Raw genomic sequence first — 13,495 nt, forward strand, 5'->3', positions numbered from 1 at the left:
ACTTAGACTGGTCGTCATGGTCAAGGAACGCGGGCAGAAGGTCATCGCGTCGAACCGCAAGGCTCGGCACGACTGGTCCATTCTGGACACCTACGAGGCGGGCATTCAGCTCGTCGGCACCGAGGTGAAGAGCCTGCGCATGGGACGGGCGTCCCTGGTGGACGCCTTCGCCCAGGTCGACGACGGCGAGATCTGGCTGCACGCGCTGCACATCCCGGAGTACGTCGCGGGCACCTGGACGAACCACGAGGTCCGGCGCAAGCGCAAGCTGCTGCTGCACAAGAGCGAGATCGAGCGGCTGATCGGCAAGACCAAGGAGTCCGGTCTGTCGCTCGTGCCGCTGCAGATGTACTTCAAGGACGGCTACGTCAAGGTCGAGATCGCGCTGGCGAAGGGCAAGAAGTCCTACGACAAGCGCCAGGACCTGGCGAAGCGCGACGCGAACCGCGAGATCGCGAAGGCGCACGGACGGGCGTTGAAGGGCCGTTACTGATGGCACTGGTGGACGTCCACGTCCACTTCATGCCGCAGAACGTCCTGGACAAGGTCTGGTCTTACTTCGACCGCGTGCGTGAATCCGGTGTCGACTGGTTCATTCAGTACCGCACTGACGAGAACGCCCGGCTCACCGCACTGCGGGAGCTGGGCGTCGTCGCGTTCGCACCCCTGCTCTACCCGCACAAGCCGGGGATGGCGCAGTGGCTGAACGAGTGGGTGGCCGACTTCGCCGCGCGAGTTCCCGAGGCGGTGCCGACGGGCACGTTCTACGCGGAGCCGGGCGCCGAGGCGTACGTGCGCAAGGCCCTGGAAGCCGGTGCGCGGTGCTTCAAGTCGCACGTCCAGGTCGGTGGCTACGACCCGCGTGACACGTTGCTGGACGGTGTCTGGGGTCAGCTCGCGGAGGCCGGCGTGCCGGTCGTGGTGCACTGCGGCGATGGGCCGATGCCGGGCGAGTTCACCGGGCTCGGCGTCTTCGAGGGAGTGCTGAAGAAGCATCCGCGGCTGACGGCGGTCATCGCGCACGCCGGGATGCCGGACTACTCAGGTGCGCTGGACCTGGTCGGGCGCTATCCGAACGTGCACGTCGACACCACGATGGTGGGCGTTCCGTTCACCGAGCGGATGGTGCCGCTGCCGGCTGACTGGCGTTCCCGGATCGCGGGGATGGTGGACCGGGTGGTGCTGGGCACCGACTTCCCGAACATCCCGTACCCCTACGACGTGCAGATCGACGCCATCAGGTCGTGGGGCCTGGACGCCGCCGCCGAACAGGCGATCCTGCACGACAACGGCGCCCGTCTGCTTCAGCTGTCGAGGTAGGCGAGCACAGCGCGCACCCGGCGGTGCTCGGAGTTCGACGGCTCCAGTCCGAGCTTGGCGAAGATGTTGCCGACGTGCTTCTCGACCGCGCCGTCGGACACCACGAGCGTGTTGGCGATCGCCGTGTTGGACAGTCCCTGCGCCATCAGCCCGAGCACCTCGCGTTCGCGGGGGGTCAACTTGTCGACCGGGCTCTTCTTGCTGCGCACCATGAGCTGCGTGATCACCTCGTGGTCGATGCTCGTGCCACCGTCGGCGACCCTCCGCACCGCGTCGACGAACTCCTTCACGTCCGCCACCCGTTCCTTCAGCAGATATCCGACGCCGCTCGCACCGCCCGCGAGGAGTTCCACGGCGTAGCGCTCCTCGACGTACTGCGACAGCACCAGCACCGGCAGCCCCGGAAAGCGGCGGCGGCACTCGATGGCGGCCCGCAGGCCCTCGTCGGTGAACGTCGGCGGCATCCGCACGTCCACCACGCACAGGTCGGGCCTGTGCTCGGTCACGGCGTCCAGCAGGTCGTCGCCGTTCTCCACCGCCGCGACGGTCTCGATGCCCTCGTCGGCGAGCAACCTCTGCACGCCCACCCTCAGCAGTACCGAGTCCTCGGCGATCACCACGCGCACGGCAACTCCGCTCGAATAACGGTCGGCCCACCAACGGGGCTGACGACGACAACCACACCGTCGATCGTGGCAGCACGGTCCGCGAGCCCGGCGAGTCCGCCGCCCGGCTTCAGCTCCGCGCCACCCTGACCGTTGTCGGTGACCTCGACCAGCACCCCGGTGTCCACCCTGTTGACCCGCACGGTCGCCCTGGTGCCGTTGGAGTGCTTGGTGATGTTCGTGAGCGCCTCGCCGACGGTGAAGTACGCGGCGCTCTCCACCGATGTCGGCGGCCGCGGCTCCACGTTCACCTGCAACTCGACCTCGATCGGCACACGGGCGGCGAGCGCGGACAACGCGGCGTCGAGCCCCCGGTCACCCAGGACCGACGGGTAGATGCCCCGCGCCAGGTCCCGCAGTTCCTTGATGGCGAGCTTCGCGTCCGCGTGCGCCTCCGCGATGAGCTCCGCGGCACCCTCCGGATCGGTGTCCATTTTGGACTTCGCCCGGCCCAGCCCCATCGCCACGGCCACGAGCCGCTGCTGCGCGCCGTCGTGCAGATCGCGTTCGATGCGCCGGCGCTCCGCCTCGGCCGCCTCCACGCCGCGGGCCCGGCTCGACGACAGCCGCTCCGCCTCGATGGCCAGCGCGTCCGCCCGCGTCGGACCGAGCATGCCCCGCGCGAACTTGCCGTGCACCGTGCCGAGCGCCCTGGTGCCGAGGACGGCGAACGGGATCAACGCCAGCCCGATCAGCGAGACCGGCAGGGCCGACACGAACGAGTCGATCGTCCAGAACTCGCCGACGATCACCGCGAACGGCGCCTCGCCGATCCAGAACGGCACCGCGATGAACGCCGCCACCACAGTCCACATCGCGAGGACGGACGCGAACTCCACGATGCCGACCGGCAGCAGCAGCAACAGGTAGCCGTAGTCGCGCCAGGTCGCCGGATCGGTGAACTGCGCCTTCCAGCGCTGCCACAGCGTGACACCCGACGGCGTCTCGCGGTACGGGCTGGGGATGTCCGTGCGCAGCGCCGCCCTGACCCACGACCGCTCCATCGTCGCGCCACCCCGCACGACGTTCATCGCGAGCCACAGCAGCGGGATGCCCACCCAGACGATCGCCGTCGCGAACCCGACCACGGTCAGCACGACCGAGAGGGTGAACCAGAAGATGCCGGTCACCAGGTTGGTCAGCAGGTAGAACCCGGCTGCGAGCGCGTTCGGTTTCCTCATGACGTCCATGGTGTCGTTCCCGCTGGTCAGAGACCATCTGGCTAGCTATCCGGTCGGAGGTGGGGACAGCCCTACCTGCCTCGGGAAGAACTCAGTGGCCGCAGTCGTTATGCTAGGCGCAACCACTACAAGGGGGTGAACGGTTTCGACTGTGGACGTTGATTCAGGGGAAGCGTGTCGGTGCAGGCGAGAGACCACCGTTAAGCGTCATCGCAAACCAATAAGCGCCACGTCTAACGACAAGCGCACCGCGTACGCTCTCGCTGCCTGACAGCGGAGCTAGCGGTTGTCGGCCTAGGAGTGCCTTCGGCCTAGTTCCCGGCATCAGCTAGAGGGCTTACCTGCAGTCTCGGTCGCGGAGACTGTTCGGGAAACTCACAGCGACTGGGCCCGTCACACCTGCTCGTTCGCGTGACAGGTGGGGTCAAGCAGAGACACAGCGGACTGCGCACGGAGAAGCCCTGATGAACCGGCACAGGACCCGGGTTCGATTCCCGGCACCTCCACTTCGGTGGGCGGCGAGTGCTCGCACCCTGCGGGCGCTCGCCGTTCCTCGTTTCGGGTGTCTTCTGGGGGCCGAGCCCCCAGAAGACACGCCGGGGGCAAGCCCCGGACCCCCGCCGCCTCGTCGCTTCGCGACCTTGGCGGCCATCCGGCCTGGCTGGTTGCCGTCCACGTAGTAGGTGTTCACCGCGCAAGGCCAGGGCCTTGTGGCATCCGCAGGTCAGGGTGGAGGCGGTGGCGGGGCGGGAGATCGTCTTCGTCGTGTTCGACGGGATGAAGATGCTTGATGTCACGGGGCCCGCTGAGGTGTTCGCCGAGGCGAATCTGGCTGGTGCCGACTACTCGATTCGCTGGGTGTCGCCGTCTGGGCGGCTGGTGCCGGAGCACCTGTCGCCGGAGGTCTTGGCGGTGGCGTTGGGGTGAAGACCGATGTGCTCGGGCTAGGGCTGGACGAGCTCACCGGACAGCAGCGGGCGGAGGTGGTGGCCGCGCATCCTCGGCCCGACTTCAAGAATCGGATCCTGCGAGCGTTCTACGACGGCATGGCTCACCGGCCTGAGACCACGTACGGAACGATGAACGACGATGTGCTCGCGCACTTCGATCCCTCGTTCCGGCGCACGGACTTCGTGGACGTCATCAAGAACAGTCCCTGGTCTGAATGACGTCACCCAAAGCAGCCAGGAAGTCCGGGGCGTCGAACATCGCGCCTGCTGACACGACGCCGGTGACGTTGTAGCGGTTGGTCAGCAGGCGTTCTGCTGCTTCTACGGCCAGAGGGGCGCTCACGGCGTAGATGTCCTTGCCGGAGGCGGTCAGGCGGCGTTCCTCGCCCGCCCTGCGGACTCGGACGTCCACCTCGAAGGTCTCGGGGGCCTGTCGGGCTTCGGCGGCGTGCAGGCCGGTGGCCGCTTCCGTTGACATGTAGCTGGTCACCGACGGGATTTCGAGGTGGCTGGGGATCGTGACGATGTCGGCCATCGAGAACTCGGCGATGACCTGGCGTTCGCCGTCGGGGAACTCCCACTTCAGGGGTGGGCGCGGGGTGTCGTGGTGGTACTGGAGTTCGCCGTCGCGGAACCGGACGCGCTGGTTGTCGCGTCGGTCGCGGGAGACCTGACCCGCGGTGATGGTGCCTGCGGTGGGCTGCCAGCCGCTGAGGCCGTAGGCGATGTGTGCCTCGTCCGCCGTGGTCCAGTCGGCCATCGCGGTGGTGATCAGGAGGTCGGCGAGGCCGCCGAAGAAGGCCATCGCGGGTACCACCGGGATCGAGGCGCCTCGGGTGAACGTGTCGGCGTTCGCCTCGATCTCCGCCGCCACGTCGACGTACGGGATGCCGGCGCGTTCGGCGGCGGCGATCAGCGGGAGAGCGGTCGTCGCGAACGGGCCCGCCGTGTTGATCACCGCGTCGGCGTTCGCCAGGGCTTGGTCCAGGGCCGCGGGGTTGTCGGCGGTGGCCTGGGCGCGGCCGAACGGGAGTGGGGTGTGGCCGCGCTTTTCCAGTTCTGCCAGGACGAAACGTCCCGTGTGGCCTGACGCGCCGTAGACCGCGATCTTGTGTCCCATGTGGACCATTCAAGTGCTGGGGGCGGATGGGGGCTAGTGTCTGGAACGACACGATGCGTACAGTTTCGGACATGCTGGCGTTCGCTGTGACGGACGGGATGCTGCACTTCGAGCTGACCGCCACCTACGAGATCTTCACCGCCCCACAGCTCGGGTACCGGGTCCGGATCTGCGGGGACGGGCCGGTTCGTCTCGGCAAGTTCACGCTGGAGCCGGACCTGCCGCTCGACCAGTTGCAGAGCGCGGACACGGTGATCGTGCCCGCGATCGAGGACTTGGACGAGCCACTCGACCCCGCGCTCGTTCAGGCTGTGAAAGCTGCCCACGACAAAGGGGCGCGGATCGTCTCGTTGTGCACCGGTGCGTTCGTGCTGGCCGAGGCGGGGCTGCTCGACGGGCTTCGGGCGACGACGCACTGGGCGCACACCGACGAGCTGGCCAGGCGGTATCCGCGGGTCGAGGTCGACCCGGACGTGCTGTACGTCGACAACGGGCAGGTGCTGACGAGCGCGGGCAAGGCGGCGGCGATCGATCTGAGCCTGCACGTGATCCGCAACGACTACGGCGCCGCCACGGCCAACACGGCGGCGCGCAGGCTCGTCGTGCCGCCGCACCGGGACGGCGGGCAGGCGCAGTTCGTGCTCGCGCCGGTGCCGTCCGGGGAAGGGCATCCGCTCACCGAGTTGTTCGACTGGGTGTCGGCGCGGTTCGACCAGATGATCACCGTGGAGGACATGGCTCGGCAGGCCAGCATGAGTTCGCGGCACCTCGCGCGGCTCTTCCGGGCCGTGACGGGCACCACGCCGTTGCAGTGGCTGCACACCCAGCGGATCCGGCGCGCGCAGGAGTTGCTGGAGATGACGGACGACAGCGTCGACCAGATCGCGGAGGCGTCCGGGATGGGCACGGCCACGACCTTGCGCCGGCACTTCCACCGGACCGTCGGTGTGCCACCGGACACATACCGCCGCACGTTCCGCCCCGTTGGTGGCCGCTAGACGCATCGGTGAGCGTTAGGTTGTCCTGATGAGCAACGAACAGCGCATCGGGGCGCGGGTGTTGCGGCGCAAGCCGATCGACCAGCTGACGCATCCGGGGAGCGAGCTCAAGCGCACCATGGGCGTCGGGCACCTCACCATGATCAGCATCGGGGCCACGCTCGGCACCGGCATCTTCGTCGTGCTCGGGGAGGCGGTGCCACTCGCGGGGCCCGCCATCGTGCTGTCGTTCGTGCTGGCCGGCATCACCGCGTTGTTCTCCGCGCTGTCCTACGCCGAGCTCGCGGGTCTGATCCCCGCGTCCGGTTCCTCGTACTCCTACACCTACGCCACGCTCGGCGAGATCGTCGCCTGGGTCTGCGGCTGGTGTCTCGTGCTGGAGTACGGGGTCTCGGTCGCCGCGGTCGCGGTCGGGTGGGGGCAGTACGTCAACGAACTGCTGCATCTCGTGACGGGACTGCGGATTCCGGACGTGCTGAGCCAGCCGCCCGGTGCGGGCGGGATCGTCAACATTCCGGCCGTGGCGGTCGTGGTGATCGCGATGCTGGTGCTGCTGGGTGGCGCCAAGGGCAGTGCGCGCACGAACACGATCCTGGTGTGGGTGAAGATCGGCGCGCTGCTGATGTTCTGCGCGGTCGCGTTCACCGCGTTGAAGGCCGGCAACCTGCAGCCGCTGTTCCCGTTGGGGCTCGCCGGGATGAGTGCCGGGGCGGCCACCTTGTTCTTCTCCTACATCGGGTTCGACGCCGCGTCGACCGCCGGTGAGGAGGCCAGGAACCCGCAGCGCGACCTGCCGCGCGCGATCATCATCTCGCTGGTCGTGATCACCGCGCTGTACTGCGCGGTCGCCTTGGCCGCCGTGGGTGCGATGCCGTGGCAGACGTTCGAGGGCACGGAAGCCGCGCTGAGCCGGGTGCTGACCGACAACGTCGACGGCGCGATCTGGCCGATCCTGCTGTCGATCGGCGCGGTGGTCGCGACCACGTCGGTGGTGCTGACCGTCCTCTACGGACAGACGCGCATCCTGTACGCCATGTCGCGGGACGGGCTGGTGCCGTCGGTCTTCGCGAGGCTGAGCCCGAAGACCGGGGTGCCGTTCGTGAACACGCTCGTGATCGGCATCTTCATCGCCGTGCTGGCCGCCCTGGTGCCGCTGGGGTCCCTGGCCGACGCGACGAGCATCGGCACGCTGTTCGCGTTCGGGCTGGTCAACATCGCGGTGATCATCCTGCGCCGCACCGAACCGGATCGGAAGCGCACCTTCCGGGTGCCGTTCTCGCCCGTGACGCCGTTGCTGGGCCTGGGTTTCTGCGTCTACATGATGTTCAGCCTCGGGCTGGACACGTGGATCGCGTTCCTCGCCTGGATGGTCCTCGGGTTCGTCATCTACTTCGGGTACAGCGTCAGGAAGGCACGCCTTGCGGTTCCAGGTGATCAGTGACGTCGCCGGCATCGCCCGCGCCGCCAGGTACTACGCCGAGGTCTGGGACACCACCGAGGACGTCCTGTCCTCGGAGACGTTGCACTGCGTCCGGCACGCGGGCGGCGCGACGATCGGGGCGTTCGACGGCGACGAGCTGATCGGCGCCACGACAGGGCTCTTCTGCCCGGACGGCTCGGTGTACTCGATGATCGCGGCCGCACGCCAGGGTGCCGGGCATCCGTTGAAGCTCGCGCAGAAGGACTGGGCGGTCGGACTCGGTGCGAAGTCGATGCGGTGGACCTACGACCCGCTGGTGTCGCGCAACGCCCGGTTCAACCTGGTCAAGCTCGGGGCGATCGTCACCGAGTACACAGTGGACTTCTACGGGCCGATGCGCGACGGCGTGAACGACGGCGACGAGACCGATCGGCTCACCGTGCGCTGGGACCTCACCGGGGCCCGCGAGCCGCACGAGTCGGCGCCCGCAGGGGAGGTCACGCACACCGCGCCGGACGGGAAACCGTTGGCGCGCATGGACGGCGAAAGGATCTGGTGCCGGGTGCCGCGCGACATCGTGCTGGTGCGCAAGGAATCGCGGGATCTCGCCAAGCAGTGGCGGGAGGCGGTGCGAGAGGTGTTCGTCGACGCCTTCGAGCAGGGCTACGTCGCCACGTCGATGTCCCGTGAGGGCTGGTACGAGCTGGAGCGCCGATGAGGATCGAACGGATCGAGCTGCTGCACGTCGCGATTCCGCTGGTGTCGCCGTTCCGCACGTCGTTCGGGACGATGACGACCAAGGACACGTTCCTGCTGCGGGTCGTCACGGACGCGGCGGAGGGCTGGTCGGAGTTCGCGGCCGACCCGGAGCCGTTGTACTGCTCGGAGTTCGTCGGCGGCGCGGAACTGGTGCTGGAGCACCACCTCGTGCCGCGGGTGACGCCCGGGATCACGGCTGCGGAGGTCGCTCCCCGGACTGAGGCGATCAAGGGGCACAAGCTCGCCAAGGCCGCGCTGGAGACCGCGATCCTGGACGCCGAGCTCCGATCGTTCGGGATGCCGCTCGGCACGTTCCTCGGCGCCACGGCCACCAAGGTGCCCGCCGGGGTGTCGGTCGGGATCAAGAACTCGATCCCCGAGCTGATCAGCGACGTCGAGGGCTACCTGGCCGAGGGCTACGCGCGGATCAAGCTCAAGATCGAGCCGGGCTGGGACGTCGAACCGGTGCGGGCCGTGCGCGAACGCTTCGGCGACGTCCTGCTGCAGGTCGACGCGAACACCGCGTACGCGCTGGCCGACGCCGAACACCTGCGCAGGCTGGACGAGTTCGGCCTGCTGCTGATGGAACAGCCGCTCGACGAGGACGACATCCGCGGGCATTCGCTGCTCGCGCAACGGATCCGCACGCCGATCTGCCTGGACGAGTCGATCACCTCGGCCAGGGACGCGGCGACGGCCATCGCGCTGGACGCGTGCCGGGTGATCAACGTCAAGCCCGCGCGGGTCGGCGGTTACCTGGAGGCGCGCCGGATCCACGACGTCGCGGTGGCACACGGGATTCCGGTGTGGTGCGGCGGAATGCTGGAGACCGGCATCGGGCGCGGGCCGAACCTCGCGCTGGCCGCGTTGCCCGGATTCGTGCTGCCCGGCGACGTCTCGGCGTCCCGCCGGTACTTCGCCGCGGACCTCACCGAACCGTTCGAACTCCAGGACGGCCACATGCACGTGCCGGCCGGACCGGGCATCGGCGTCGAGCCGATCCCGGAGACGGTGAAGCGCTTCACGACCGCGACGAAGGTCCTCTACCCCAGGGACTGAAGCTCGCGAGCCAGGTTGGTCCGCGCGGCGGCGTCCCAGAGCTGCCGCGCGGGCTCGGTCACGAACAGCACCTCGCGATCGAGCAGCGTCTTCACCACGCGGGCGCGGCCCGCGCGCCACGCCGGGTCGTCGTACTGCGAGTACTCCTGGCGCACGGCCTGGCTGTAGCGCTCGTAGTGCTCCGGTTCCGAGCCGAGGATGGCCAGGTCGGCGTCGAGCAGCACGTGCGCCAGCGGGTCGCTGGACGAGTGCGTGATCGTGGCCAGCACCAACGACTCCACGCGCGCGATGTGCTCTTCTTCCACCCCGGCCAGGCGTTCGCGCGCCCAGGCGGCCGACGCGCGTTCGTCCTCGCCGGGCTTGCCGTCGTAGATCACGTCGTGCGCGCAGGCCGCCAGCGCGAGGATCGAGCGCTCCTCCACGGTGAACGCGAACGCGTCGGCCAGCGCCGACGAGTCGCGGACGACGGACATCACGTGGAAGGTGTTGTGGTAGGTCCGATGCGGTTCGGCGTAGCGCTCCATCAGATCGCCCGCGTCCGGTGCGCCACCGAGCGTGCGGACCGCGTCGTCCCAGATCCGTCTCACCGCGCCAGTTCCTCCTCGACGACGTTCGCGGCAGCCGCGCTGCCGCCCGCCTGGTGAATCATGCGCCGCATGTCCTTCACCCGCGCGGAGATCGCGGAATCCGACGTCAGCTGACTCACCAACGAGCGCACCCCCTCCACGGTCACCGTGTCGAGCAGCACACCGAGCCCGAGTTCCTCGACGCGCTGGCCGTGCAGCCGCTGGTCGGTCATGTGCGGCACGACGATCATCGGGACGCCGTGGTGCAGCGCCTCCATCACGCCGCCCATGCCGCCGCGCGTGATGAACACGCCCGCGTGCTCCAGAACTGCCAGTTGCGGCACTTCGTCGTGCGTTTCGACGTTCATCGCGGGACTCAGCACCTTGCCCTTCGTGACGAGGTGCCACGGCATTCCGCGTGCCGCGTCCGCGCAGATCTGCGTGCCGGTCGTCGCGAGCACCACCGGTCTGTCGCGGGGTGGTGTCCACGTGCCCTGGAACGCGCGTTCGGTCAGGCACGGGCCGGCGAAGGTGAAGCGCTCGTCGAACGTGTGGCCCTCGGGCTGGAACTCCCTGGGGAACAGGGCGATCCGGCGGCGCGCGCCCGAGACGAACTCCGGCAGCGAGCTGCCGACGAATTCGTGCACCCTGGTGAAGAACCTGATCGCGGCCCTGTCGAACCGGCGCGGCGGCACCACCGCGGTGCCGAGCGACCAGTGCTGGTTGCTGGTCAGGAGGACTTCCAGCAGCACGTTCCGCACGTCCAGGCGGTGCGCGATGACACCGCCGGACCAGGCCGCGATGTCCCACGCGATGACGTCCGGCCGGTCGTCGCGGAACGTGTCCTCCAGCTGCGGCAACGCCGACTCGGCCTCGGTGAGCGCGAGCTGCGCGGCGTCGTAGAGCGACGCGGGAAGCTCGTCGGGGAGCGTCGACTCGTAGGGGATCGCGGTCGCGCCGCACTCCGCGACGGCGGGGGCGAACCGCGCGGTGACCGGGCAGCTCACCCGATGGCCTCGGCGCACCAGTTCGGCGATCAGACCGAGCGCGGGCAGGACGTGTCCGCGCTCAGACATGAGGAAGACCGCGATGTGCGCCATAGCCCAGAATAACGTTGTTCGATTCCTAATGGTTCAACGAGATCGTGGTGACTCGGTTCAGGTTTTGTTGTTATTACCTTTGTCGTAAGGGCGTTCAGGCCAGTGGTGCTTGGGATAGCGGCCCTTGAGCTCACTGCGCACCCGCAGGTAGCCGTTGCGCCAGAACGACCTGAGATCGCTGGTCACGGCGGTGGGGCGGCCGGCGGGGGACAGCAGGTGCACCACCACCGGAACTCCGGCGATGAGCGGCGTGTCCGCCCACTTCATGGCGTCCTGGAGCCGGACGTGCAGGGCCGGCTGGTCCTGCGTGTAGTCGACCTTGCCCTGGCCGATGCGTTCCGGGGCGAGTTTGTCGAACTCCGATGCTTCCGGCCACGGAAGCAGACTCCGCAGCAGTGCCACTGTGTCGATCTTGGCCAGGTCGGAGCGCTTCTTCGCCTTGCCGAGATCGATCGCGCGGATCAGGCGCTCGTCGTCGACGCTCGGCCAGTCGCGGGTCCGGTGCAGGAACGCCATCCGCTCGCGCAGGCGTTCGGCGGCGTCGGTCCACTTGAGCAGGCCCAGGCCTTCGGCTTCGAGGCCGAGGCGGAGTGCCTGCTGCGACTTGGCGAGGTCGTTGAGCTTGCGTTCGCCGAGGGTGATGGCGCCGAGCTTGCGGACCTCGTTCGCGATGACGTCGCCGTTCCACCGGATGTCGTCGACCGTGTGCACGAGGGCTGCCGCGGCGGTGACGGCGAGTTCCTCGTCGGCAGGGGCGGCGAGGCGCACGCGGCCGTGCTTGCTGCCCGGTTCGCGGTCCGCGATCGCGACCGCCAGCCATTGGAACTGCGAGTCGGTGTGCTCGACGGCCGTGCCGTTGGCCATCAGGTAGACGTTGCTGTTCTTGGACCGGCGTTTCGCCAGCCGTTCCGGGTAGGCGAGGGCGACGACCAGCGCGGGGTCGCCGTTGCCTGCCGGGTTGGAGCCGAGCTTCTCCAGCTTCTTGACCTCCTGGCGCCACTTGCCAGGGGCTTTCAGCGCGGTCGCGAGGTCGGTCGTGCTGGTGTGCGTGCTGTCGTCGAGCAGCGCCACGACCTCGGCGGCGGTCCGGTTGCCCGCGAGCGCGCTGCCGTCGATGAGGGCGCGGCCGAGCCGGGGGTGCAGGCCGACGCTCGCGATGCGGTCGCGCCGATCGGGGGCGAGCGCGCCGATCGCGTCGAGGGTCTCCTGCGCCGCCTTGAGCGCGCCCTCCGGTGGGGCGTCCCACCAGTTCAGGCCGCTGCCGTCCGGGGTGCCCCACACCGCCAGTTCGAGGGCGAGCCTGGTGAGGTCGGCGGTCTTGATCTCCGGTTCCGGGTAGCGGGGGAGCGTCGAGTGCTCGTGTTCCGGCCAGCAGCGGTAGACGCGGCCGGGGGCCTCACGTCCGGCACGTCCGGCGCGTTGCTCGGCGACGGCCTGGGAGACGCGGATCGTGGCGAGGCCGGCGAGACCTCGGCGGTGGTCGACCCGCGGCACTCGGGCCAGGCCTGCGTCCACGACCGCTCTCACGCCGGGGACGGTGAGGCTGGACTCGGCGATGCTCGTGGCGAGGACGACCCGTTGGTTCGAGCCCCGTTTGAGGGCCGCGTCCTGGGTCTGGGCGTTGAGCTGGCCGTGCAGGATCACGGTTTCCACGTTGAGCAGGCTCGCGGTCCGGTTGATCTCCCGGACTCCCGGCAGGAACGCCAGCACGTCTCCGTCCACTTCGGACAATGCTTTGTTGATGGCCCTGGCGACCGTGGTCTCGATGTGCTCTTTGCGCGCGGGCGGGACGTAGGTGATCTGCGTCGGGAACATGCGCGACTCGGTGTGCAGGACCGGGGCGCCCAGCAAGTCGGAGAGTCGTTGCGCGGCAACGGTTGCGCTCGTGGCGAGGAGTTTGAGGTCCGGGCGCAGGCCTGCCTTGGCGTCCAGCAGGAGCGCGAGCAGGAGGTCGGCGTCGAGGTGGCGTTCGTGGACCTCGTCCAGCAGGACCGTGCCGACGCCCTTCAGCTCCTGGTCGTGTTGCAGCCTGCGGACGAGGAGACCGCTGGTCACGACCTCGATGCGGGTGTGCCTGCTGGTCTTGCGGTCGCCCCTGACCGAATAGCCCACGGTGTGGCCGACGGGTTCGCCCAGCAGGCTCGCCATGCGTGCGGCGGCGGCTCGTGCGGCGATCCTGCGTGGTTCGGCGACGATGACCTTGCCGTCGAGCGCGAGCGGGACCAGCGTCGTCTTGCCGGTTCCCGGCGGTGCGACCAGCACGGCGGCCCCGTGTTCCTGGAGTTGCTCCAGGAGTTGGGGGAGAACGGATTTCACCGGGAGATCGGGCAGGTCCACGCCGATGAGTGTGTCAGGGT

14 protein-coding genes and 1 other RNA gene are annotated in these 13,495 nt (G+C 68.9%); 9 read left to right on the forward strand and 6 right to left on the reverse strand.

Annotation, left to right across the window (positions count from 1 at the left end):
• The first annotated feature begins 16 nt into the window (after positions 1-16).
• A complete protein-coding gene (gene smpB / locus SK854_RS26920) occupies positions 17-493 on the forward strand; it encodes an SsrA-binding protein SmpB (RefSeq protein WP_093598230.1) in 477 nt (158 codons plus the stop codon).
• A complete protein-coding gene (locus SK854_RS26925; protein WP_319977902.1) occupies positions 493-1,320 on the forward strand; it encodes an amidohydrolase family protein in 828 nt (275 codons plus the stop codon). The genes smpB and SK854_RS26925 overlap by 1 nt, the downstream gene beginning before the upstream one ends.
• On the opposite strand, the gene SK854_RS26930 is transcribed toward SK854_RS26925, so the two are convergent.
• Positions 1,305-1,946: a response regulator transcription factor gene (locus SK854_RS26930; RefSeq protein ID WP_319977903.1), complete on the reverse strand. Its 642-nt coding sequence runs from the start codon at positions 1,944-1,946 to the stop codon at positions 1,305-1,307. The two genes, SK854_RS26925 and SK854_RS26930, sit on opposite strands and share 16 nt — an antisense overlap.
• Positions 1,934-3,175, reverse strand: a complete 1,242-nt coding sequence (locus SK854_RS26935; protein WP_406601836.1) for a sensor histidine kinase — start codon at positions 3,173-3,175, stop codon at positions 1,934-1,936. The genes SK854_RS26930 and SK854_RS26935 overlap by 13 nt, the downstream gene beginning before the upstream one ends.
• Positions 3,176-3,297: 122 nt before the next feature.
• Between SK854_RS26935 and ssrA the strand changes: the two genes are divergently transcribed.
• The 3 genes from ssrA (at position 3,298) to SK854_RS26950 (ending at position 4,335) form a co-directional block, all read left to right on the forward strand.
• Positions 3,298-3,675: a transfer-messenger RNA gene (gene ssrA / locus SK854_RS26940) on the forward strand.
• 229 nt (positions 3,676-3,904) lie between these two features.
• The gene (locus tag SK854_RS26945) at positions 3,905-4,093 is read left to right on the forward strand and encodes a hypothetical protein (protein WP_319977905.1); all 189 of its coding nucleotides are present in this window, start codon (positions 3,905-3,907) and stop codon (positions 4,091-4,093) included.
• Complete coding sequence (locus SK854_RS26950) at positions 4,090-4,335, forward strand: hypothetical protein (protein ID WP_319977906.1); 246 nt, start codon at positions 4,090-4,092, stop codon at positions 4,333-4,335. Before SK854_RS26945 ends, SK854_RS26950 begins: the two co-directional genes overlap by 4 nt.
• Here SK854_RS26950 and SK854_RS26955 read toward each other — a convergent pair.
• Positions 4,310-5,236, reverse strand: coding sequence for a saccharopine dehydrogenase NADP-binding domain-containing protein (locus SK854_RS26955; RefSeq protein ID WP_319977907.1), 927 nt, complete (start codon positions 5,234-5,236; stop codon positions 4,310-4,312). The genes SK854_RS26950 and SK854_RS26955 overlap by 26 nt on opposite strands.
• A 53-nt stretch (positions 5,237-5,289) precedes the next feature.
• Here SK854_RS26955 and SK854_RS26960 point away from each other — a divergent pair, with 53 nt between their 5' ends.
• From SK854_RS26960 to menC, 4 genes are read left to right on the forward strand one after another with little or no spacing between them, the layout of a single operon-like run.
• Positions 5,290-6,234 (forward strand): GlxA family transcriptional regulator, encoded by a 945-nt coding sequence (locus tag SK854_RS26960; protein ID WP_319977908.1) that lies wholly within the window; start codon positions 5,290-5,292, stop codon positions 6,232-6,234.
• 28 nt (positions 6,235-6,262) lie between these two features.
• The gene (locus SK854_RS26965; protein WP_319977909.1) at positions 6,263-7,675 is read left to right on the forward strand and encodes an amino acid permease; all 1,413 of its coding nucleotides are present in this window, start codon (positions 6,263-6,265) and stop codon (positions 7,673-7,675) included.
• Positions 7,665-8,372, forward strand: a complete 708-nt coding sequence (locus SK854_RS26970; RefSeq protein ID WP_319977910.1) for a hypothetical protein — start codon at positions 7,665-7,667, stop codon at positions 8,370-8,372. Before SK854_RS26965 ends, SK854_RS26970 begins: the two co-directional genes overlap by 11 nt.
• Positions 8,369-9,472: an o-succinylbenzoate synthase gene (gene menC / locus SK854_RS26975; protein WP_319977911.1), complete on the forward strand. Its 1,104-nt coding sequence runs from the start codon at positions 8,369-8,371 to the stop codon at positions 9,470-9,472. Before SK854_RS26970 ends, menC begins: the two co-directional genes overlap by 4 nt.
• Here menC and SK854_RS26980 read toward each other — a convergent pair.
• From SK854_RS26980 to hrpB, 3 genes are all read right to left on the reverse strand, one after another.
• Positions 9,457-10,059 (reverse strand): HD domain-containing protein, encoded by a 603-nt coding sequence (locus tag SK854_RS26980; protein ID WP_319977912.1) that lies wholly within the window; start codon positions 10,057-10,059, stop codon positions 9,457-9,459. The two genes, menC and SK854_RS26980, sit on opposite strands and share 16 nt — an antisense overlap.
• Positions 10,056-11,114 carry a macrolide family glycosyltransferase gene (locus SK854_RS26985; protein ID WP_319977913.1) on the reverse strand — a complete coding sequence of 353 codons (1,059 nt, stop codon included), beginning with the start codon at positions 11,112-11,114 and terminating at the stop codon, positions 10,056-10,058. The genes SK854_RS26980 and SK854_RS26985 overlap by 4 nt, the downstream gene beginning before the upstream one ends.
• An 81-nt stretch (positions 11,115-11,195) precedes the next feature.
• On the reverse strand, positions 11,196-13,475 hold the full coding sequence (gene hrpB, locus SK854_RS26990; protein ID WP_319977914.1) for an ATP-dependent helicase HrpB: 2,280 nt from the start codon (positions 13,473-13,475) through the stop codon (positions 11,196-11,198).
• Between the last annotated feature and the right edge of the window lie 20 nt (positions 13,476-13,495).

Source organism: Lentzea sokolovensis (assembly GCF_033949975.1).
Classification (GTDB): Bacteria; Actinomycetota; Actinomycetes; order Mycobacteriales; family Pseudonocardiaceae; genus Lentzea; species Lentzea sokolovensis.